Annotated in this window: 19 protein-coding genes; 10 read left to right on the top strand and 9 right to left on the bottom strand. The window is 72.5% G+C overall.

Features of this window, described 5'->3' with window-relative positions; all coding sequences use genetic code 11:
- Positions 1-67 precede the first annotated feature (67 nt).
- Positions 68-1,261: a glycine C-acetyltransferase gene (locus tag AC1VM9_RS06280; protein WP_483121830.1), complete on the bottom strand. Its 1,194-nt coding sequence runs from the start codon at positions 1,259-1,261 to the stop codon at positions 68-70.
- Between the two features lie 73 nt (positions 1,262-1,334).
- Here AC1VM9_RS06280 and AC1VM9_RS06285 point away from each other — a divergent pair, with 73 nt between their 5' ends.
- Positions 1,335-1,748 carry a TIGR03668 family PPOX class F420-dependent oxidoreductase gene (locus AC1VM9_RS06285; protein WP_481346242.1) on the top strand — a complete coding sequence of 138 codons (414 nt, stop codon included), beginning with the start codon at positions 1,335-1,337 and terminating at the stop codon, positions 1,746-1,748.
- Positions 1,749-1,787: 39 nt separating this feature from the next.
- On the opposite strand, the gene AC1VM9_RS06290 is transcribed toward AC1VM9_RS06285, so the two are convergent.
- Positions 1,788-2,345: a dihydrofolate reductase family protein gene (locus AC1VM9_RS06290; protein WP_483121833.1), complete on the bottom strand. Its 558-nt coding sequence runs from the start codon at positions 2,343-2,345 to the stop codon at positions 1,788-1,790.
- Positions 2,346-2,497: 152 nt separating this feature from the next.
- On the opposite strand from AC1VM9_RS06290, the gene AC1VM9_RS06295 reads away from it, so the two are divergent.
- From AC1VM9_RS06295 to AC1VM9_RS06310, 4 genes are all read left to right on the top strand, one after another.
- Positions 2,498-2,881, top strand: coding sequence for a hypothetical protein (locus AC1VM9_RS06295; RefSeq protein WP_481343527.1), 384 nt, complete (start codon positions 2,498-2,500; stop codon positions 2,879-2,881).
- A 136-nt stretch (positions 2,882-3,017) separates the two neighbouring features.
- A complete protein-coding gene (locus AC1VM9_RS06300) occupies positions 3,018-3,842 on the top strand; it encodes a caspase family protein (RefSeq protein ID WP_481343528.1) in 825 nt (274 codons plus the stop codon).
- Positions 3,843-3,846: 4 nt separating this feature from the next.
- Positions 3,847-5,604: a CHAT domain-containing protein gene (locus AC1VM9_RS06305; protein WP_483121836.1), complete on the top strand. Its 1,758-nt coding sequence runs from the start codon at positions 3,847-3,849 to the stop codon at positions 5,602-5,604.
- Entirely contained in the window at positions 5,493-6,824 is a 1,332-nt protein-coding gene (locus AC1VM9_RS06310) for a CHAT domain-containing protein (RefSeq protein ID WP_483121838.1), read from the top strand. Before AC1VM9_RS06305 ends, AC1VM9_RS06310 begins: the two co-directional genes overlap by 112 nt.
- 30 nt (positions 6,825-6,854) lie before the next feature.
- Here the strand turns inward: AC1VM9_RS06310 and AC1VM9_RS06315 are convergent, their stop codons facing one another.
- Together AC1VM9_RS06315 and tdh are read right to left on the bottom strand one after the other, a co-directional pair.
- Positions 6,855-7,508: an alpha/beta fold hydrolase gene (locus tag AC1VM9_RS06315; protein ID WP_481346245.1), complete on the bottom strand. Its 654-nt coding sequence runs from the start codon at positions 7,506-7,508 to the stop codon at positions 6,855-6,857.
- Positions 7,505-8,542 (bottom strand): L-threonine 3-dehydrogenase, encoded by a 1,038-nt coding sequence (gene tdh, locus AC1VM9_RS06320; RefSeq protein ID WP_481342620.1) that lies wholly within the window; start codon positions 8,540-8,542, stop codon positions 7,505-7,507. Before tdh ends, AC1VM9_RS06315 begins: the two co-directional genes overlap by 4 nt.
- Before the next feature lie 44 nt (positions 8,543-8,586).
- Between tdh and AC1VM9_RS06325 the strand changes: the two genes are divergently transcribed.
- Positions 8,587-9,123, top strand: coding sequence for a Fur family transcriptional regulator (locus AC1VM9_RS06325; protein WP_483121841.1), 537 nt, complete (start codon positions 8,587-8,589; stop codon positions 9,121-9,123).
- A 3-nt stretch (positions 9,124-9,126) separates the two neighbouring features.
- On the opposite strand, the gene AC1VM9_RS06330 is transcribed toward AC1VM9_RS06325, so the two are convergent.
- From AC1VM9_RS06330 to AC1VM9_RS06345, 4 genes are read right to left on the bottom strand one after another with little or no spacing between them, the layout of a single operon-like run.
- Positions 9,127-11,358 (bottom strand): alpha-galactosidase, encoded by a 2,232-nt coding sequence (locus AC1VM9_RS06330; protein ID WP_483121843.1) that lies wholly within the window; start codon positions 11,356-11,358, stop codon positions 9,127-9,129.
- A 1-nt stretch (position 11,359) separates the two neighbouring features.
- A complete protein-coding gene (locus AC1VM9_RS06335) occupies positions 11,360-12,277 on the bottom strand; it encodes a carbohydrate ABC transporter permease (RefSeq protein ID WP_481342617.1) in 918 nt (305 codons plus the stop codon).
- A gap of 1 nt (position 12,278) precedes the next feature.
- Positions 12,279-13,172, bottom strand: coding sequence for a carbohydrate ABC transporter permease (locus AC1VM9_RS06340; protein WP_481342616.1), 894 nt, complete (start codon positions 13,170-13,172; stop codon positions 12,279-12,281).
- A gap of 13 nt (positions 13,173-13,185) precedes the next feature.
- Complete coding sequence (locus tag AC1VM9_RS06345) at positions 13,186-14,535, bottom strand: ABC transporter substrate-binding protein (RefSeq protein ID WP_481342614.1); 1,350 nt, start codon at positions 14,533-14,535, stop codon at positions 13,186-13,188.
- Positions 14,536-14,855: 320 nt separating this feature from the next.
- Here AC1VM9_RS06345 and AC1VM9_RS06350 point away from each other — a divergent pair, with 320 nt between their 5' ends.
- The 4 genes from AC1VM9_RS06350 to galK are packed head-to-tail and all read left to right on the top strand — an operon-like array spanning position 14,856 to position 19,919.
- Positions 14,856-16,847, top strand: a complete 1,992-nt coding sequence (locus AC1VM9_RS06350) for a beta-galactosidase (RefSeq protein WP_483121846.1) — start codon at positions 14,856-14,858, stop codon at positions 16,845-16,847.
- Positions 16,848-16,849: 2 nt separating this feature from the next.
- Positions 16,850-17,632, top strand: coding sequence for a DeoR/GlpR family DNA-binding transcription regulator (locus AC1VM9_RS06355; protein WP_481342612.1), 783 nt, complete (start codon positions 16,850-16,852; stop codon positions 17,630-17,632).
- Complete coding sequence (gene galT / locus AC1VM9_RS06360; RefSeq protein WP_483121848.1) at positions 17,629-18,738, top strand: galactose-1-phosphate uridylyltransferase; 1,110 nt, start codon at positions 17,629-17,631, stop codon at positions 18,736-18,738. The genes AC1VM9_RS06355 and galT overlap by 4 nt, the downstream gene beginning before the upstream one ends.
- Positions 18,735-19,919 (top strand): galactokinase, encoded by a 1,185-nt coding sequence (gene galK, locus AC1VM9_RS06365; RefSeq protein WP_483121850.1) that lies wholly within the window; start codon positions 18,735-18,737, stop codon positions 19,917-19,919. The genes galT and galK overlap by 4 nt, the downstream gene beginning before the upstream one ends.
- Before the next feature lie 95 nt (positions 19,920-20,014).
- On the opposite strand, the gene AC1VM9_RS06370 is transcribed toward galK, so the two are convergent.
- Positions 20,015-20,635, bottom strand: a complete 621-nt coding sequence (locus AC1VM9_RS06370; RefSeq protein ID WP_481342609.1) for a superoxide dismutase — start codon at positions 20,633-20,635, stop codon at positions 20,015-20,017.
- Positions 20,636-20,762: the final 127 nt, after the last annotated feature.

Here is a 20,762-nt window from a genome sequence, read left to right on the forward strand (position 1 = left end):
CGGGTGCGTCACGCAGGACCCACCCCTGACGGAAGCCCGCACCTCTGGGCGTGCGGCGCCGTCGGCGTCAGCCGACGGCGTCGCGGGCCCGGGTGAAGGCGTCGACGCACGCGCGGACGTCGTCCTCGGAGTGCGCCGCCGAGAGCTGGACGCGGATGCGCGCCTTGCCCCGGGGCACCACGGGGTAGGAGAACGCGATGACGTAGACGCCGTCGCCGAGCATGTGGTCGGCGACCTGGGCGGCCCGGCGGGCGCCGTCCTCGCCCGGGAACATGACCGGGCGGATGGGATGCGTGCCGGGCAGCAGCTCGAAGCCCGCGTCGGTCATGAGCGAGTGGAACAGCTCGGTGTTGCGGCGCAGCACCTCGCGCTTCTCGGCCGAGCCGGCGACGAGCTCGAGCGCGGCCATCGAGCCGGCAGCCACGGCCGGGGCGACCGAGTTGGAGAAGAGGTAGGGCCGCGACCGCTGGCGCAGCAGGTCGACGATCTCGCGGTGGCTCGAGACGTAGCCGCCGGAGGCACCGCCGAGCGCCTTGCCGAGGGTCCCGGTGAGGATGTCGACGCGGTCCTGCACGCCGAACAGCTCGGGCGTGCCGCGACCGCCGTCCCCGACGAAGCCGACGGCGTGCGAGTCGTCGACGAACACGAGCGCACCGAACTCGTCGGCGAGGTCGCAGATCTCGTCGAGGGGCGCGTACGAGCCGTCCATCGAGAAGACGCCGTCCGTGACGACGACGGTGCGCCGGGCGCCCGCCGCGGCCGCCGCCTCGAGCTGTGCACGCAGGTCGGTCATGTCGGCGTTCCGGTAGCGGTAGCGCATGGCCTTCGACAGGCGGACGCCGTCGATGATCGACGCGTGGTTGAGCTCGTCGCTGATGATGGCGTCCTCGGCGCCGAAGAGCACCTCGAAGACGCCGCCGTTGGCGTCGAAGCACGACGAGTAGAGGATCGTCGCCTCGGTGCCGAGGAACTCGCTGATGGTGCGCTCGAGGTCGGTGTGCAGCGTCTGCGTGCCGCAGATGAACCGCACCGACGCCATGCCGAACCCCCACTGGTCGAGGGCTGCCTGGGCGGCGCCGACGATCGCCGGGTCGTCGGCCAGACCGAGGTAGTTGTTGGCGCAGAAGTTGAGCGCCTCGGCCTTGAGGGTCGTCACGTGGGCCGACTGGGGTGAGGTCAGCTCGCGCTCGTTCTTGTAGAGGCCGGCGTCCTCGATCTCGTGCAGGGTTGCTGCGATCTCGTCCTTGACCGATCCGTACATGGTCGTCCTTCGCGCGTCGGCGGGCGGTGGCGTCCCTCAGCGTATTGCCGCACGGCCGGGCTAGCGTGGGCGGGTGGACGCGGACGAGGCCAGGGAGCGCTTCGCCACGGCGCGGGTCGCGCGCCTCGCGACGACCGGACCGGACGGCGCGCCACACCTCGTGCCCGTCGTCTTCGCCGTCGTCGGTGACGTCGTGTGGTCGGCCGTCGACGACAAGCCGAAGTCGACGCGCGCGCTCCGGCGCCTGGCGAACATCGCGGCGCACCCGCGCGTCAGCCTCCTCGTCGACCACTACGAGGAGGACTGGACGAGCCTGTGGTGGGTGCGAGCCGACGGCACGGCGCGCGTCCTCGAGGGCGACGACGCCGCCGTGGGCGAGGGGCGCGACGCGCTGGTGTCCCGCTACCCCCAGTACGCCGAACGGATGCCCGCCGGGCCGTACGTCGCGGTCCACGTCACCGTGTGGCGCGGCTGGTCGGCCCGCTGACGACGGCCCCCGCGGCCTCTGACGACGGCCCCCGCGGCCTCAACGCAGGTCGTACCGCGCGTACGTCGTCCCGCCGCCGAAGGTGCGGGCGTCGGTGAGCCGCAGCTCGATCCGGACCCCGGTCGGCAGGAACGGCGTCCCTCCTCCGACGACGTGCGGCACGCGGAGCACGGCCAGCTCGTCGACGACGCCGGCTCGCAGCGCCCGGGCCGCGAGCGTCGGCCCGCCGACGCTGACGTCGCGCGGCTGCCGCCGCACCCAGGCCCGGACGGCCGGCGGGTCGAACGACCGCTCGAGGCGCGTCCGCGCCGCGGTGACGGCTCCCAGCGTCGTCGAGTAGACGACCTTGTCGGCGGCCTGCCACACCAGCGCGTAGGCGTCCTCGACCGACCCCTCGGGGTCGGCGGTCGGTGCCGTGTCCCAGTACCGCATCACCTCGTAGAGCCGGCGACCGCACAGGTAGGTGCCGATGCCGCGCTCGAGCTCGTTGACGAAGCCGTGCACCTCGGCATCGGGCGCCGCCCAGTCGAACGCACCGGACGCGTCGGCGACGTAGCCGTCGAGCGAGCAGATGGCCGTGTAGACGAGACGTCCCATGTGTCGACTGTGCCACGCCGGCTTGTTCACTGGGCGGCGGCCGTACGGGCTCGGCTCGGCGCGAAGCCCGTTGCGGCACTACAGTGGCGGGGTTTGCGCTGCCCACGAGGCCGCGCGAACGATGCCCTCCCACCCGGACGCCAGGACCTCCCGTGCACCGACGACTCGCCCTCAGCTGCGCCACCGCAGCGACCGTTCTCGCCCTCGCCGCCTGCGGCGACGGCGGCCCGAGCGCGACGAAGCAGGTGGCGAGCGCGCACCCGACGTGGATCACGGTGGCCCAGGTGGTGTGCCCGCCCGGGTCCGACGCCACGGGGTCCGTCGACGAGCACGAGGTCGCCTGCACCAGCGCAGACGGCCGGCACGTCGGGGCGACGTTCTACGACAAGGCCGTCGACCTCGACCGGACCGTCAGCACCTTCCGGTGCAGGACCGGGGTCAAGTCGATCTCGGGCGACGACTGGCTCGTGCCCGTCGTGGCCGACGACGCCACGGCCGCAAAGCTGCTCGACGCCGGCGGCATCAACCTCTGCTGACCGTCGGGCGCCGGACAGGGCGTCGGACAGGGCGCGGTGCGGACTCGGGCGAACCGGATGTATCAGGGCCTCGACAGGAGGACTCTGGGAGGTGGGGCCCCACCCTGCCCCGTGCGCTCGGCGGAAGGAGCTCGACATGGCCCGGCGCGCCCTGCTCATCGGCATCGACCACTACGCGATCCCGGGGGCCGACCTCCGCGGATGCGTCAACGACGTCGAGCTCGTCGCCGGCGTCCTGCGCGACCTCTACGACGTCCCGGACGAGTCCCTCACGCTGCTCACCGACGCGAAGGCCACGAAGGCCGCGATGCAGGAGGCGATCGCCGGTCTCGTCGACGGCGCCGTCCCCGGCGACGTCCTCTACCTCCACTACTCGGGGCACGGCTCCAACGTTCCCGACACGAGCGGCGACGAGTCCGACGGCCGCGACGAGATCCTGTGCCCCCACGACCTCGACTGGGACGACCCCCTCACCGACGACTGGCTGCGCGCGACGTTCGACCGACTCGACCCGGCCGCCAGCCTCACCGTCGTCATGGACTGCTGCCACTCCGGCACGAACACCCGCGAGCCCCTGCCGCCGCCCGGGCTGGCGCAGCCGGAGGTCGTCGAGCGGTTCCTGCCCAACCCCGGCGACGAGGAGCGCGGCGGGGCCCACACCGGCACGCCGCGGCGCTCCCGCCGTCGACGGGACGGCGACGTGCACGAGGTGGACATCGTCGAGACGCTCGTCAGCGGCTGCCGCGACACGCAGACGTCGGCGGACGCGCGGATCGGCAGCTCGTACAACGGCGCCTTCACGTACTACCTCGTCCGGGCGCTGCGCGAGAGCCCGACGTCGTCCTACCGCGACGTGCACCGCCGCACCCTGACCGGGCTGCGCGGCCTGTACCCGCAGGTGCCGCAGCTCGAGGGACGCGGCGCCCGCCTCGACGCCGCCTTCCTCTCCCCGGCGGGGTGACGCCGTGCCCCCGCTCGACGGGCCCGCCCCGACGCCGCAGGGGGTCCCCGCGACGCTGCCGACGACCGCTCCCGTCACCTCCACCACCCCGGCACCGCCCACCTCCGTCCCGCCCGACCCGCGACCGCGGCCGCTCGTCCACGTCGCGCACGGCGACCTGCGCTTCGCCCGCAACCACCTCCTCGTCGGCCACTACGCGGGCAGCACGCTCGTCGGTGGCGAGGCCGCGCTCGACCAGCTGCTCGACGGGCGCCTCGCGCGCGCAGCCATGCTCGGCATCTATCCCGGTGCGCTCGAGACCTGCCAGGTCTTCACCGACCCCGACAAGTGGTCGACACCGCCCGGTGCGGTCGTCGCCGGCCTCGGCCCGATCGGGCAGCTGAGTGCGGCGGCGCTGGCCCGGGCCGTCGCTCACGCGGCCCTGACCGCCGCCCTGGGTCACCTGTCGATCGCCCGGCCACGCAAGGCTGCTCGCCGGACGTCGGGCGTGCTGCAGATGCGGCTGTCGAGCCTGCTGATCGCGACGGGCGCCGGTGGCCTCGCGGTGCGTGACAGCGTCCAGGCGCTGCTCACCGGCATCCAGCGGGCCAACGACCGGCTCGCCGACACGGGCATGGGCGTGCACATCTGCGACGTCGAGCTCATCGAGCTGTGGCAGGACCGGGCCCTCCAGGCGCTGGACGCGGTCGAGGCCTCGATGTCGACCGGTGAGCTGGCCGACTGCTTCGAGCTCGACCCGCGGCTGCGCGAGCTGCCCGGGCGGCAGCGTCGGCTCGTCTTCAGCGAGCGTGACGGGTGGTGGCAGCAGGTCCGCGTCCGGGGCGAGTCGGACGGGTCGCTGTCCTTCGAGACGTCGCTCGGCCGAGCCGGCACGCCGACCCGGACCGTGGGCACGCAGCGGGTGCTCGTCGACCGGCTCGTCGAGTCGCTCGTCGACACGCCGGCGCCCGACGCGGTCTCGGCGCACACGCTCTTCGAGCTGCTCTTCCCCAACGACCTCAAGGCGCAGGCACCCGACACCGACAACGTCGTCCTCGTCGTCGACCCCGGCTCGGCCCACTTCCCGTGGGAGCTGCTCGACGACCGCGGGGCCGACCGGTCCGGCGACGGCGAGCGGCGCCCACCCCTCGGGGTCCGCCGCGGGCTCGTGAGACAGCTCGAAGGCACCTCGATGCGCAGCCACGTGCTGTCCGCCACGACCGGCCGGGCGCTGGTCGTCGGCGACACCGAGAGCGGCCTCGGGCCGCTGCCCGCTGCGCAGTCGGAGGCACGGGCCATCGCAACCACGTTGCAGGGCAAGGGGTTCGAGTGTGACCCCCTCATTGCGGCGTCGGGTGCCCAGGTCGTGCAGGGCCTGTTCGACGGCGCCTACCGCATCGTCCACCTGGCCGGGCACGGCGTCTTCGAGTGGCCCGTGCGCGGCACGGGCGACGGCGCGTCCGAGCCGACGAAGGTCACCGGCATGGTCCTCGGTGGTGGCATGTTCCTCACGGCCGGCGAGATCGGGCAGCTGCGACAGGTGCCCGAGTCGTCTTCGTCAACTGCTGCCACCTCGGTGCGGTGCCCGAGAGCGGCGCCGTCGCGCCGACGCTCGGGGGCCGCTACCACCGGCTCGCCGCGAGCATCGCGACCGAGCTCATCGACATCGGTGTGCGGGTCGTCGTCGCGTGCGGCTGGGCCGTCGACGACGAGGCCGCAGCGACCTTCGCGACGACGTTCTACGACGCCATCCTCGCCGGCGAGACGTTCGGCGACGCCGTGACCCGGGCCCGCGCGGAGACGTGGAGCCAGCACCCCGACGTCAACACGTGGGGCGCCTACCAGTGCTACGGCGACCCGGACTACCGCCTCGTCCGCGAGGGCGTCGAGCTGACGACCGGAGCGACACGCAGCCTGGCCAGCACCGAGCAGGCCCGCGTCGAGATCGAGAACCTCGGCCAGTCGGTCGACGTCAGCCGCGACACGAACTACGGGCTGCGCCGGCTGCGCACGCTCGTCGACCGCCTCGACGCGTGCGACCTGTCCGACGCCTCGCTCCAGGTGCTCATCGCCCGCACCTACAACAAGTTCGGCAACTTCGACCTCGCCCGCGACTACTTCCGTCGCACGCTCGCCGCCGGCGGGACGGCCCTGACGGTGCGCGACTTCGAGGTGTGGATCGACCAGACCGTGCGCACCGCCGCGACCGACGCCGTCCACGGCTCCGCTGCCCCGGGCGGGTCCGGCTCGCCGACCCTGCTCGGCCCCGAGGCCACCGAGAAGGCCGTCGCGACGATCGAGTCCTCGATCGCCACGCTGCGCCGCCTCATCGACGACCCGGGCTCGGTCGTCCTCGGTTCGGGGCCGACGGCGACCGTCCTGGCCGCGTCGGACATCGCGGCCACGCCGAGCATCGACCGGCTGTGGCGGGTCGCGAGCGCCTACAAGCGCCTCGCCCTCGTCACGTGTCCGGCACGGTGTGCGGCCGCCGCCGCCCCGGACGACTGGACCCGGGCTCAGGGCGCGCTCGTCGACGCCGCCGACTGGTACCGGCGCGCGTACGAGGCCGCCGGTGCGCGGGACCGGCGCAGCCACGGCGCGCTCGCCAACTGGCTCGCTGCCGAGCTGGCCCTGGTGTGGCACCCGGTGCCCGAGCGGGCGCCCGTCGACGCCGGCACCGCGCGGGGGCTGCTCCACGATGCGCTCGAGGTGGCGGACGAGGAGTCACGCCGCTCGCCGACGTTCTGGACGGTGGCCGTCGTCGGTGACCTCGTCGCGCTCTCGGCCCTGTGGTCCGCGGAGCCGGCCCGGTCCAAGGCGGCCAAGGCCCTCGACCGCTACGGGCGCGCCGCCCTCATCGGCAGCGAGGAGCAGCTGCGCCAGGTGCGCGACCAGGTCGACTTCCTGGCAGACATGGCCGCCGACCATCCGGCGCAGTCGGCGTTCCTCCGGACGGTCCGGGAAGGCCTCGACGCCCTCGATCCCGCCGCCCGGACCCACTGAGTGCGGTGCCCGGCGGGGCAGGCGCGGGTCTCAGGGAGTGTCGAGGAACTCGTGGGTGAGCTCGGCGAGCTCGCGGGCCGACTGGGTGTTGAGCGACGCGCCCGCCCCGGCGACGACGTGCAGCCGCGCCCCGGGCACCTCGGCAGCAAGACGCCGGCCGGCCTCGGTGCCGGCGCGGTCGCGCGACCCGGCCACGACGAGCGTCGGGGCCTCGACGCGTCGCAGCGCGTCGGTGCCGTCGAACTCACGGAGGGCGTCGAGGACGGCGAGCATGCGGGGCCGCGACACCCCGGCGTCGACGAGCCTGGACTCCGGCACCAGACGCATCGCGAGCCTCTGCAGCAGCAGGGCACGCCGCGAGGGCCGCACGAGCGCCCCGGCGACGACGAGGCGCCCGACGAGCTCGGGCCGCTCGACGGCGAGGCGCAGCGCGACGCTCGCGCCGACCGACACCCCGAGGAAGTCGGCCCGGCGGACGCCCTGCAGCTCCAGCTCGTCGGCGACACCCGAGGCGGCGGCGTCGAGGTCGAAACCGACGGGGTCCCTGGGGCGCAGGCCGCGCATCCACGGGGCCGTCATGGGCCGGCCGGCGCCGAAGGCCGACACGAAGTCCTGCCAGGCGATCGGCGACTGCCCGACGCCGTGGAGCAGGACGAGCGGACGCGGCCGGCTCGGCTGGGTCATGACCAGTCGAGGACGACCTTGCCGCACTGGCCGGAGCGCGCCGTGTCGAAGGCCTCCTCCCAGCGCTCGGCCGGGAACCGGTGCGTGATGACCTGGGCAACGGCTGCCCGGAACCGCTCGGACGTCGCGATCATCTGCGACATCGCGTACCACGTGTCGTACATCTCGCGCCCGTAGATGCCCTTGAGGGTCAGCATGTGGGTGATGACCTTGCCCCAGTCGAGCTCGTAGCCCTGGTGCGGGAGACCGAGCAGCGCGATGCGTCCGCCGTGGTTCATGTTGGCGATGAGGTCGCTCACGGCCGGCGCGGCCCCGGACATCTCGAGGCCGATGTCGAAGCCCTCCTTCATGCCGAGGTGGTGCTGCGCGTCGGCGAGCGACTCGCGGGTGACGTTGATGGTCAGGTCGGCACCGGCGCGCTCGGCGAGCGCGAGGCGGTAGTCGCTCGCGTCGGACACGACGACGTACCGCGCCCCGGCGTGCCGGGCGATGGCGGCCGCCATGACGCCGATCGGGCCCGCGCCGGTGATGACGACGTCCTCGCCGACCATCGGCCACTGGAGCGCGGTGTGCGTCGCGTTGCCGAGGGGGTCGAACACCGCCCCGAGGTCGGGGTCGAGGTCGGCGGGCTGCACCCACACGTTGCTCGCCGGCAGCACGACGTAGTCGGCGAACGCGCCGTCGCGGTTGACGCCGATGCCCTGGGTGCGGATGCAGAGGTGGCGGCGGCCGGCCCGGCAGTTGCGGCACACCCCGCAGACGATGTGGCCCTCGCCGGACGCGCGGTCACCGACGGCGATGTGCTCGACGTCGGCGCCGATCTCGACGACCTCGCCGTAGAACTCGTGGCCGATGACGAGCGGCGGCCGGACGGTCGACTCGGCCCAGTCGTCCCAGCCGGCCAGGTGCAGGTCGGTGCCGCAGATGCCCGCACGCAGCACGCGGATCTTGACGTCGGCGGGCCCGCAGACCGGCTCGGGGCGGTCGACGAGCTCGAGGCCGGGGCCGGCGGACAGCTTCGTGAGGGCACGCACGGGGGCAGTCTGCCACCCGTCCGCGGAGGCGGGATGATGAGGGCGTGACCGGGACCGATCCGAGCTCGCCGACGCACGAGGTGCGGCCGGCGCAGCCGGCGCAGCGTGTGGCCGACGCCGTCGCCCGTCTGCGCGGCGCGGGCGAACGCGTCACGCCGGCCCGGCGGGCGGTGCTGGCGATCGTCGACGCGGCGGACGCCAGGGGTGAGCACCTCACCGCCGACCAGATCGGGTCGCGCGTGGCCGACCTCGAGCCGGCCGTGCACCGGGCCACCGTGTACCGGACGCTGACGTCGCTCACCGAGCTCGGCGCGCTCTCGCACGTGCACCTCGGCGGGTCGGCGACGGTCTACCACCTCGCGGCGGGGCCCGAGGTGCCGGACGCCGGCGCCGCGGTCGACGACGCACCCGGACGCCACGCCCACGCCCACGTCCAGTGCCACGCGTGCGGACGCGTCCTCGACGTGCCGCCCGACGTCCTCGACGACGTCGCCCGCCGCCTCGAGGCGGATCTCCGCTTCGAGCTCGACACGAGCCATGCCGCCCTCCTCGGCACGTGCCGCGAGTGCCGGAGGGCGTGAGGCTCAGGCGGTCGCGGTCACCTCGACGAGGTAGCCCTGGGCCGGCCCGAGGACCGGGACCGGCAGGCCCACCGTCGTGAGCACGGCCCCCGGCACGAGGATCCCCTCGTCGCCGAGCGCCGGCTCCCACCACGCCGGCGGGACGAGCTGCACGACGGCCGGCAGGCCTGCCTCGGGGCGGACCCGGAGGGTGTACGTGCGGGCCGGGTCGAGGCCGGGCAGCGGCAGTGGCCCGGTGGCGGCGTCGCGGCCGGTCACGAGGCGCGCGACGGTGTAGACGCCGTGGCCGCGGTCGGCGTCGACGGTGCCCGTGACGAGCACTGTGCCGTCGGGGCTCTCGGACCGCACGAGGTCACCGGTGTGCAGCAGTGGCCGCAGCTCCCGGGCCAGGGCCGTCCATGCCCTCAGGGCCTCGAGCTCGCCGTCGGAGCACGTCGTGATGTCCCACTCGAGCCCGGCGTGGCCCTGGAGCGCCATGAGGGTGCGGAAGCCGAGGTCGACGGTGCGGTGCGTCGTGTGGGCGGTGCCAGGGCCGACGTGCGTGCCCATGAGCTCGGCGGGCACGAGCAGGCTGGTCCACCGCTGGATGCTCGCCCGTTCGAGCGCGTCGTTGCAGTCGCTGGTCCAGATGCGGTCGGTGTGGTCGAGCACCTCGAGGTCGACGCGCGCCCCACCGCTGCTGCACGACTCGATCTCGAGCCCGGGGTGCCGGGCCCGGAGGTCGTCGAGCAGGCTGTAGAACGCGAGCGTGTGGGCGTGGACGGCGGGCGCGTCGACGACGCGACGGCCGGCGACCTCGACGGTGTGGACCGCCTCGTGGAGGTCGCGGTTGTGGTCCCACTTGATGTAGGCGATGCCGTACTCGGCGACGAGGCTGCTGATCCGCTCGAGCAGCTGGGCGCGGGCCTCGTCGTTCGTCAGGTCGATGAGCTGCTGGAAGCGCCACTCGCGCGGGGAACCGTCGGCCGGGCGCAGCACCCAGTCGGGGTGCGCGCGCACGAGGTCGCTGTCCTCGTTGACCATCTCCGGCTCGAACCACAGCCCGAACTCGAGTCCGAGTCCCTTCACGTGGTCGACGAGCGGCGAGAGGCCGTCGGGCCACACCTCGTCGGACACGACCCAGTCGCCGAGCCCGACCTTGTCGGTACGTCGTCCGCCGAACCACCCATCGTCGAGCACGAAGCGCTCGACGCCGATGCGGGCGGCCGTGTCGGCGAGCGCCTTGAGGTGGTCGAGGTCGGTCTCCATGTAGACCGCCTCCCACGTGTTGAGCACGACGGGTCGCGGGCGCGACGGGTGCCCCGCGCGGGCCCGCAGGCTGCGGTGCAGGCGCCGCGAGAGGCCGTCGAGGCCGTCGGTCGAGTGGAGGAAGACGACGGTGGGGGCGGCGTACGACTCCCCCGGCGCGAGTCGCACCTCGCCCGGCGCGAGCAGCTCGCCGCCGCCGAGGACGGCGTGGTGACGGCCGGCGCCCTCCGGGAGTGCCTCGACGAGGTGCTCGTGGTTGCCACTCCACGCGGTGTGGACGGCCCAGACCTCGCCTGTGCCCCAGTCGAACCCGCGCGTGCCGGCGATGAGCAGCAGCGTGGCGTCATGGCCGGTGCGGCCCCGCCGCGACGCGCGCAGGTGGGTGCCGTGGTCGAGCCTGCTGCGCTGCGGCGAACGCTCGCGGCACCAGCGTCCGGTGAGGTCGAGCACCTCGTCGGCGCGCACGGGCAGCGGGAGGATGGCGCGCAGCGCCGCCACGTCGAGCGGGACGTCGGCATCAGCGGTGTTCGTCACCGACGCGTCGACGCGGAGCACCCCGTGCTCGTCGAGGGAGTGGCGCAGCTCCAGACGCACGCCGTCGCGCGCGCTCGCGCGCGTCACGAGCGTCGTGCCCTCGGTCGTGCAGGTGACCTCGCTCCACCGCAGGGCGCCCGATGCGCCGCCACGGTGACCGGCCCAGCCGGGCGTGCCCGACCAGCCGTCCGCCTCGCCCGGCAGGATGGTCAGCGGCCACGGCTCGTCGAGCGCGCTCGGTGGGGCCGGCGCGGTCGTGAGCCGGGCCAGGGCCGCGTACGTGCCCGCGCCGCCGTCGAGGGCGGGGCCCCAGTGGACGACCTCAGGAAGCCCCGCGCCGCCGGGCTGCGGCTCGAGGACGATCGCGGTCCCGGCGGCCTCGACGAAGAAGGGAGAGACGGTGGACGGCTCGGACCCGTCGGTCGGGTGGGTCGGGTGGGTGGGGTCGGTCACGTCATCCCTTGGTCGCGCCGAGCGTCAGGCCCGCCACGAAGTGTCGTTGGAGCACGAAGAAGATCACCAGCGTAGGGATCGCGATGATCATCGATCCAGCGGCGACGAGGTTGTTGTCGGTGAAGAACTGGCCGCGCAGGTTGTTGAGCGAGCTCGTCACCGGGTACTTGTCGCCCTGCTGGAGCAGGACGGTGGCCCAGAAGAACTCGTTGTAGATCCACGTCGTCTGCAGCACCGCGAGCGCGGCCAGGGCCGGGCGGCACAGCGGCAGCGTGATCTGGAAGAACTGGCGGGTCACGCTCGCGCCATCGATGACGGCCGACTCGTAGAGCTCCTTGGGCAGCGCCTTCATGTAGTTGCTGAGGACGAAGGCGCAGAACCCGGTCTGGAACGCGACGTTGACGAGGATGAGGCCCTGGAAGCTGTCGAGCAGGGTGCCCGACTCGCTGAACCAGAAGGGCACCTCGATGGCGCGGAACATCCGGTAGACGGGGATGAGCAGCGCCTGCGGCGGCAGCAGGTTCGCGGCCATGAAGAAGCCGAGGAGGGCGAGGTTGACCTTCCACGAGAACCGCGCGACGACGAACGCGACGCACGCCGACAGGAACAGCGTCAGCAGCACGGCCGGCACCGTGATGATGAACGAGTTCCAGAAGTGCAGGCCGAAGTCGCCCTGCTCCCAGGCGTTCCTGTAGTTGTCGAGGGTGAAGCCGCCCCACGAGATGTAGCCGTGCTTGGCCGTGAACGCGTAGTCGCGGAAGGAGTTGACGAGCGCGAGGAGCAGGGGGAAGAGCCAGATCAGCGACACGAGGGTCAGGACCAGCGGCAGGAACCAGCGGCGCCCGGACTGCGGTCCCCCCTCGCGCGGGTGGAGCAGGACCTGGGTGCGCTCCTGCACCGGGTCGGCGGTGAGGGACATGTCAGTCCTCCTTCATGGCGATGCGCAGGTAGACGAAGACGAGCACGCTGGAGATCGCGAGCATGATCGTCGCGAGCGCCGAGCCGAAGCCGATGCGGCTCGCCTCGCCGACGACGTTCTGCGTCACGAGTGTCGAGATGAGCTCGAGCCCGTTGCGCCCCTTGTTGATGACCCAGACGAGGTCGAAGGCGCGGAGCGACTCGATGACGGTGACGACGAGCACGATGATGTTGATCGGCCGCATCACCGGGAAGACCACCCGGAAGAAGGTCGTCGTCTCGCTCGCGCCGTCGATCCGGGCGGCCTCCCGCAGCGACGGGTCGACGCCCTTGAGGCCGGCCAGGTAGAGCAGCATGATGTAGCCGGAGTGCCGCCAGGTGGCGGCGACGAGTGCTGCCCAGAGGTTGACGTCCGGGTCGCCGTACCAGTCGGTGGTGCCGCCCGTGATCGCGTTGAGCAGGCCCTGGTCCCGCGAGTAGATGAGCTGCCAGATGAAGCCGATGAGGGCCAGGGACAGCACGACCGGCAGGTAGATGCTCGTCTGGTAGAAGCGGGTGCCCGTCACGCCCCGGTCGACGAGGACCGCGAAGAGCACCCCGAGCGGTGTCGCGACGAGGAACATCACGGCCAGCCAGATGAGGTTGTGCTGGATGGCCGGCCAGAACGGTGGGTAGATCGTCGTGATGTCGCGGTAGTTCTGGAGCCCGACCGACTTGATGCCGGAGAGCGGCCCGATCCCGTCCCAGTTGGTGAACGAGAGCAGGACCGAGCCGATCGCCGGGATCCAGACGAGCCAGAGGACGAGGAGGGTCGGCACGGCCACCATCAGCGCGACGACGACCCGGTCGCGCGCCGAGAGCTGGTCGATGCCCTTGTACCTGCGGTTGCTCGCCATGGTGACCGCCCCGTCAGGAGCCGAAGATGCTCTTCTTCTGGGCCTGGATGCTGTTGCAGAGGCCGTCGATGTCCTTCGGGTTCTTCAGGAAGGTCTGGATGGCCGGGATCATGACCGTCGAGGCGAAGTCCGGGCGGGTGTCGCGGTCCATGAACTGCGCGATGGACTTGGCCGACTGGACGTACTCCTTCGACTTCTTCTGCAGCGCCGTGTAGCCGCTCGTGTCCGCCTTGTCGTTGGTGGCGATGACGCTGGGGTCGGCCTTGAGGGCGAGCAGCTGGGCCTCGGGCTGCGAGATGTACTGGAGCAGCTTCTTGGCGGCGCCCTCGTTCTTGGGGCGGGCGCTCATCATGTAGCCGTCGATCGGCGCCTCGATGGCGTCGGTGCCGACGGTCGAGTCGATCTCGGGGAAGGTGAAGAAGTCGAGGTCGTCCTGCTCGGCGCCCTTGCCGAACTGCTGCGCGACGAACGAGCCGAGGACGTACATGCCGGACTTCTTCTGCTGGAGCGACTGCGCCGCCTCCTGCCACGTGCGGCCGAGGGAGTCGGCCTGGTGCAGCGGGAGGATCCCGGCCCAGGTGTCGAAGACCTTCTTGACCTTGGGGTCGGTCCACGACTCCTTGCCGGCCATCAGGCTGACGTGGAAGTCGTAGCCGTTGACGCGCAGGTTGAGCTGGTCGAAGGTGCCCATGGCGGGCCAGCCGTCCTTGTCGCCGAAGGCGATCGGGGCGATGCCGTCCTTCTGCATCTGGGCGCCGAGCGTCTTGAGGTCGTCGAGCGTCTTCGGCACCTCGTAGCCCCGCTGCTGCCAGAGGCTCTTCCGGTAGAAGACGGCCCACGGGTAGTTGGTGATCGGCACGAAGTACTGCTTGCCGTCCGCGCCGGTCGAGGCCTTCTTCAGCGCGTCGCTCATGCCGGTGATGTTCTTCCAGACATCGGAGATGTCGCCGACGAGGCCCTTCTCGGCGAAGAACTGCATGCGGTAGCCGGCGAACCAGGTGAAGACGTCGTCGGGCGAGCCCTGGAGGTAGTTGTTGATGTTCTCCTGGAAGGAGTTGTGGTCGACGGTGTTGATCTTGACGGTCGTGCCGGGGTTCGCCTTGGAGAAGGCGTCCATGTAGGCCTGCACGGCCGCCTTCGGCACGGCGTCCGACTGGTTCGAGCCGACGGTCACCGTTCCGGTCACGGCACCCGTGGGGACGCCGGCCGAGCCCGAGTTGCTGCCGCAGGCCGCGAGGCCACCGGCGCCCAGGAGGGCACCGACGCCCACGGCGCCGCGCAGGAGGGTCCGACGGTCGATGCCGCGAACGGAGGGGGGAACCATGCGAGCGAGGTACTCGGCCTCGGTGCTCGGGCGGGTCATTGCGGTCTCCTTTGACGCTGTACCGGATGTGGAGTGGCCGGGGCCGAGAACGAACACAGTCGCTCAAAACCAGCCAACAACAAACAGAGAATCCTCAGGTCGGACACTTCTGTCAAGAGGACCGGACAACCCCGTCGCAGATCGTGATGGAACCTTTGCCCGCCCGCGCCGCTTGGGGGGAGAGTCGTCTTCCCGAGAGCACGCCGCCGCGAACGGACACGGCCCGCGCGGACGCCGGCTCGCCGACCGGACAGACTCAAACCGGTCCGACTGTTGGAAAATGTTGACATCACGCCGGTCCGCGGTCCACGCTGGGCGCCATGCGCTCCTGGCCGACGAAGATCCTCGCCCTCGGCGGTGACTACAACCCCGAACAGTGGCCCCGCTCGGTCTGGGACGAGGACGTCGAGCTGATGCGCCGCGCCGGCGTCTCGTTCGTCAGCCTCGGGGTCTTCTCGTGGTCCTGGCTCGAGCCCGCCAAGGGCGAGTACGAGTTCGAGTGGCTCGATACCGTCATGGACAAGCTGCACGCGGGCGGCATCGCCGTCGACCTCGCCACCGCCACGGCCACGCCGCCACCGTGGCTCTCGCACGCCCACCCCGAGATCCTGCCCGTCGACGTCGACGGCCACACGCTGTGGCCGGGCAGCCGGCAGGCGTGGTGCCCCACCTCCCCCGTCTACCGCGAGTACGCCCTCGCCCTGACGCGGCAGCTGGCCACGCGCTACCACGAGCACCCGGCCCTCGCGATGTGGCACGTGTCCAACGAGTACGCCTGCCACAACCTGCCCTGCTACTGCGACGAGTGCGCCCGCCACTTCCGCTCGTGGCTGCTGCGTCGGTACACCACGCTCGAGCGTCTCAACGACGCGTGGGGCACCGCCTTCTGGAGCCAGCGCTACACCGCCTGGGAGCAGGTGCTGCCGCCCCGCCGATCGACGACGTTCAACAACCCGACGCACGTGCTGGACTACCGGCGGTTCTCCTCCGACGCCCTGCTCGACTTCATGCGCGCCGAGCGCGCCGTGCTCGAGGAGCGCTCCCCCGGCGTCCTCGTCACGACGAACTTCATGACGCTGGCCCACTTCCGCCACCTCGACTACGCGCAGTGGGCCGACGCCGTCGACGTCGTCAGCACCGACCACTACATCGTCGACACGCTGGCCCACCCGCGCGCCGAGCTGGCCTTCAGCGGCGACGTGACGCGCGGCCTCGCCGGCGGCGCCCCCTGGATGCTCATGGAGCACTCGACGAGCGCCGTCAACTGGCAGCCGGTCAACCACGCCAAGGCTCCCGGCCAGACGATCCGCGACGCGGTCGCCCACGTGGCGCGTGGCGCGGACACCATCGGCTGGTTCCAGTGGCGCCAGTCGCGCGCCGGTGCCGAGAAGTTCCACAGCGCGGTCGTGCCGCACGCGGGCCCGGACAGCGCCCGGTTCCGCGAGGTCGAGCAGCTCGGCCGCATCGCCGGACGGCTGGGCGAGCTCGTCGGCAGCCGCGTGGAGGCCCGGGTGGCGGTCCTGCACGACTTCCAGGCGATCTGGGCGGCGGAGGGCCCGTGCATGCCGTCCGCCGACCTCGACCCGCTCGAGGCCGCGCACGCGGTCCACCGGGTGCTGCACGCGCGCGGCGTCACCACCGACGTCGTCCACCCCTCGACCGACCTCGCACCCTACGACGTCGTCGTCGTCCCCCAGCTGTACACGGTGTCCGACGCCGTGGCCGCCGCCGTCGCCGCTGCCGCGGAGCGCGGGGCACAGGTCGTCGTGACCTACTTCTCCGGGATCAGCGACGAGGACGACCACGTGCGCCTCGGTGGCTACCCGGGCGCCTTCCGCGACCTGCTCGGCGTCCGCGTCGAGGAGCTCTTCCCGCTCGACCGGGCCGAGACGGTGGCGCTCTCGAGCGGTACGGGCACGTGGTGGAGCGAGGACGTCACCGCGGGCGAGGGCACCGAGGTCGTGGCGACGTATGCCGCCGGCCCGCTCGTCGGCCGTCCGGCCGTGACGCGACGCGACGTCGGCGCCGGTGGCGCCTGGTACCTCAGCACGCTGCCCGACGACGAGACCCTGGGCGGCCTGCTCGAGGGCGTGCTCGCCGCCGCGGGCGTCCCGCCGACCGTCGCGGGGCTCCACCGCGGCGTCGAGGCGACGCGGCGCGTGAACGGGGACGGCTCGTGGCTGTTCCTGCTCAACCACGACGACGCCGAGCACGAGGTGCGCGTCACGGGGTACGACCTCGTCGCCGACCGGCGCACGGACGGCCTCGTCACGCTCGCGCCGGGAGCGGTCGCCGTCGTACGAGAGGACTGAACGTGCTCGCCAGCCAACGCCGGACCGTCATCCTCGGGCTCGTCGAGGACGAGGGCGCGGTCCGGGTCTCCGACCTCGTCGAGCGCCTCGGGGTCTCCGACATGACCATCCGCCGCGACATCGAGCGTCTCGCCGGGGACGGCCTGCTCGAGCGCGTCCACGGCGGCGCCCTCGCCGTCGGGGGCACCCGGTCCAGCGAGGAGCCCGGCTTCTCGGCGAAGTCCCACCTGCAGCTCGCGCAGAAGCAGGCCCTCGGCCGGCACGCCGCCCGGCTCGTCGGCCCGGGCAGCGCCATCGGCATCTCCGCCGGTACGACGACCTACGAGCTGGCCCGCGCGGTCAGGGACGTGCCGCAGCTGACCGTCGTGACCAACTCGGTGCCGGTCGCGCAGCTGCTCCACGAGTCGGGGGCTCCCGGGCAGACCGTCGTCCTCACCGGCGGCGTGCGCACCCCCTCCGACGCGCTCGTGGGCCCGGTCGCCGTGTCGGCGCTGCGGTCGCTGCACTACGACGTCCTGTTCCTCGGGGCGCACGGCGTCGACGACCGTGCCGGCCTGACGACGCCCAACCTCGTCGAGTCCGAGACGAACCGGGCCCTCATCGGCTCGGCCCGCACGGTGTGCGTCCTCGCGGACTCCTCGAAGTGGGGCACCGTCGGCCTCAGCACCTTCGCCGAGCTCGACGACGTCGACGTCTTCGTCACCGACGCCGCCCTGGGCGAGCGTGCCCGCACCGCCCTCGGAGACGCCGTGGGCTCCCTCGAGATCGTGGAAGCCACCTCATGAGCCACCGCTTCACCTCCCGCACCCTGGCCGACGGTCGCGAGATCATCTACGTCGACCAGCCGGGTACGCCCGAGCGCACGGCCCGCGACCTGCGTCCGGTCGAGCCGCGCGTGCTGTCCGGGGAGGTCCGCCACGACGCGCTCGTCGACGACTGGGTCGCCGTCGCGGCGCACCGGCAGAACCGCACGTTCATGCCGCCGAAGGACGAGTGCCCGCTCTGCCCGACCGGCCGCGGCACCGCACCCTCGGAGATCCCCGAGTCGGACTACCAGGTCGTCGTCTTCGAGAACCGGTTCCCCTCGTACGCCGTCGAGTCGCTGGGAGCCGAGTTCCCCGACCCCACAGGCCTTTTCGGAACCCGCCCCGCCGTGGGACGCTGCGAGGTCGTGTGCTTCACCAGCGACCACGAGAGCTCCTTCAAGGACCTGTCGGTCGAGCGGGTCCGGATGGTCGTCGACACGTGGGCCCAGCGCACCGAGGCGCTCGCGGCCCGGCCCGAGGTGCAGCACGTCTTCGCCTTCGAGAACCGCGGCCGCGAGATCGGCGTCACCCTCCCGCACCCGCACGGGCAGATCTACGCCTACCCGTACGTCCCGGCCCGCACCCGTCAGCTGCTCGACGCGGCGCAGTGCCACCTCGAGCGCACCGGTCGGCTGCTCGGTGCGGACCTGCTCGCCGCCGAGCGCGCCGACGGTTCCCGCGTCGTCATCGAGGGCACGCACTGGACCGCGTACGTGCCGTTCGCGGCCCGGTGGCCGGTCGAGGTGCACCTCGCGCCGCACCGCGACGTGCCCGACCTCGCCGCCCTCGACGACGACGAGCGCGACGAGCTCGCCACCGTGTACCACGACCTGCTCGGCCGGCTCGACCGGTACTACGTCGCCGAGAACGGCTCGCCCGTCACCCTCCCGTACATCGCGGCCTGGCAGCAGGCGCCCGCCAAGGTCGGCCGGGACGCCTCGCGCCTGCACCTGCAGCTCATGTCGGTGCTGCGCGGTCCCGGACGCCTCAAGTACCTCGCCGGGTCCGAGTCGGGAGTCGGCGGCTGGGTCAACGACGTCGCGCCGGAGCGGGCCGCGGCCCGGCTGCGGGAGGTGGCACCGTGAGCGCGAGAGAGCCGGAAGAGGTGATCGAGGGCGTCCGTGCCCGCTTCGTCGGCCGGTACGGCCGCGAGCCCCAGGGCGTCTGGTCGGCGCCGGGCCGCGTCAACCTCATCGGTGAGCACACCGACTACAACGGCGGCCTGTGCCTGCCCATCGCCCTGCCGCAGCGCACGTACGCCGCGGCCGCCGTGCGCGACGACGGCGTCCTGAGGGTCTGCTCCCTGCAGAGCGACACCCCGGTCGAGGTCGCGCTCGCGGACGTGTCGCCCGAGCGGCCCGGCGGCTGGGCGTCGTACGTCGCGGGTGTGCTGTGGGCGCTGCGCGAGGAGGGCCACGACGTGCCGGGCCTCGACGTCGTCATCGACTCGGTCGTGCCGGTCGGTGCCGGGCTGTCGAGCTCGGCGGCCCTCGAGTGCTCGGTCGGCGCCGCGGTCAGCGACCTCGGCGGGCTCGGGCTGCTCGAGGACGCCGGTTCCCGGGCGCGCCTGGCGCAGGCCTGCATCCGCGCCGAGAACGAGATCGCGGGCGCCCCCACCGGAGGGCTCGACCAGTCCGCCGCGCTGCTGTGCGACGACGCGAGCGCCCTGCTGCTCGACTGCCGGTCGTGGCAGACCGAGCAGGTGCCCTTCGACCTCGCCTCGTCCGGGTACGCGCTGCTCGTCACCGACACCCGGGCCCACCACGAGCTCGTCGACGGCCAGTACGCCGCGCGCCGGGACGCGTGCGAGGAGGCCGCCCGCCTCCTCGGTGTCGACACGCTGCGTGAGGTGCCCGCGTCCGGGCTCGACGCGGCGCTCGACCGGCTGCCCACCGACGAGATGCGGCGACGCGTCCGGCACGTCGTCACCGAGATCGACCGGGTGGAGCGGGCCGTCGCCGCCCTGCGCGCGGGGGACCTCGACGAGGTCGGCCGGCTCTTCGACGCCTCCCACACCTCGATGCGCGACGACTACGAGATCTCCTGCGACGAGCTCGACGTCGCCACCGACACCGCGCGGCGGCACGGCGCCCTGGGCGCCCGGATGACCGGCGGCGGCTTCGGCGGCTCGTGCATCGCCATCGTGCGGGCCGACGCCGTCGACGAGGTCGGCAGGGCCGTCGAGGACGCGTTCGCGGAGCACGGGTTCACCGTGCCGTCCTCGTTCGCCGTCACGGCCGGCGCCGCGGCGCACCGTGACGCGTGAACGGCGCCCTCGGCTCCGCGCACACCGGACACCGGACACGCCGGAGGGCGGCCACCCACGTCGGGTGACCGCCCTCCGGTCGAGGTGCGTGGACGTCAGGCCGGGATGATGAGGCCGGTCGTGGCCTTCGCGCGCTCGAGACGAGCTGCGACGTCCTGCCAGTTGACGACGTTCCACCAGGCCTTGACGTAGTCGGCCTTGACGTTCTCGTACTGCAGGTAGAAGGCGTGCTCCCACATGTCGAGCTGCAGCAGCGGGATCTGGCCGACCGGGATGTTGCCCTGCTGGTCGAACAGCTGCATGATGTGCGGCCGGCCGGCGATGGTGTCCCACGCCCAGATCGACCAGCCGGAGCCCTGGATGGCGTTGGCGTTGGCGTTGAAGTGCGCCTGGAACTTCTCGAAGCCGCCGAAGTACTCGTCGATCGCGGCCTGGACCTCGCCCTCGGGCTGGCCGCCACCGTCGGGGCTCATGTTCTTCCAGAAGACCGAGTGGTTCGTGTGGCCGCCGAGATGGAACGCGAGGTTCTTCTCGACGCCGTTGACGGCTGCGTAGTCACCGGACTCACGCAGCTCCTCGAGCTTGGCGACCGCGGCGTTCGCGCCGTCGACGTAGGCCTTGTGGTGCTTGCTGTGGTGCAGCTCCATGATGCGAGCGCTGATGTGCGGCTCGAGAGCCGCGTAGTCGTAGTCGAGCTCGGGAAGCGTGTAAGCCACTTGTCGTTCCTTTCTGGAGACCTTTCGGCTCCGATCACTCTATGCCGCGCGTCGCGCGGGCCGACAGGGGTGTCCCGGCCGACCGGGCGACGCCGTCGAGGGGGACCCACTCGACGATCCTGCGAGC

The sequence above is a fragment of the Monashia sp. HAY1-11D genome, from assembly GCF_056868035.1.

Bases quoted from the DNA above. Each gene is read 5' to 3' on its own strand.
- AC1VM9_RS06280 (WP_483121830.1), bottom strand. From the start codon at position 1,261: ATGTACGGATCGGTCAAGGACGAGATCGCAGCAACCCTGCACGAGATC.
- AC1VM9_RS06290 (WP_483121833.1), bottom strand. From the start codon at position 2,345: ATGGGACGTCTCGTCTACACGGCCATCTGCTCGCTCGACGGCTACGTC.
- AC1VM9_RS06300 (WP_481343528.1), top strand. From the start codon at position 3,018: ATGGCCCGGCGCGCCCTGCTCATCGGCATCGACCACTACGCGATCCCG.
- AC1VM9_RS06315 (WP_481346245.1), bottom strand. From the start codon at position 7,508: ATGACCCAGCCGAGCCGGCCGCGTCCGCTCGTCCTGCTCCACGGCGTC.
- AC1VM9_RS06335 (WP_481342617.1), bottom strand. From the start codon at position 12,277: ATGTCCCTCACCGCCGACCCGGTGCAGGAGCGCACCCAGGTCCTGCTC.
- AC1VM9_RS06340 (WP_481342616.1), bottom strand. From the start codon at position 13,172: ATGGCGAGCAACCGCAGGTACAAGGGCATCGACCAGCTCTCGGCGCGC.
- AC1VM9_RS06345 (WP_481342614.1), bottom strand. From the start codon at position 14,535: ATGACCCGCCCGAGCACCGAGGCCGAGTACCTCGCTCGCATGGTTCCC.
- AC1VM9_RS06350 (WP_483121846.1), top strand. From the start codon at position 14,856: ATGCGCTCCTGGCCGACGAAGATCCTCGCCCTCGGCGGTGACTACAAC.
- galT (WP_483121848.1), top strand. From the start codon at position 17,629: ATGAGCCACCGCTTCACCTCCCGCACCCTGGCCGACGGTCGCGAGATC.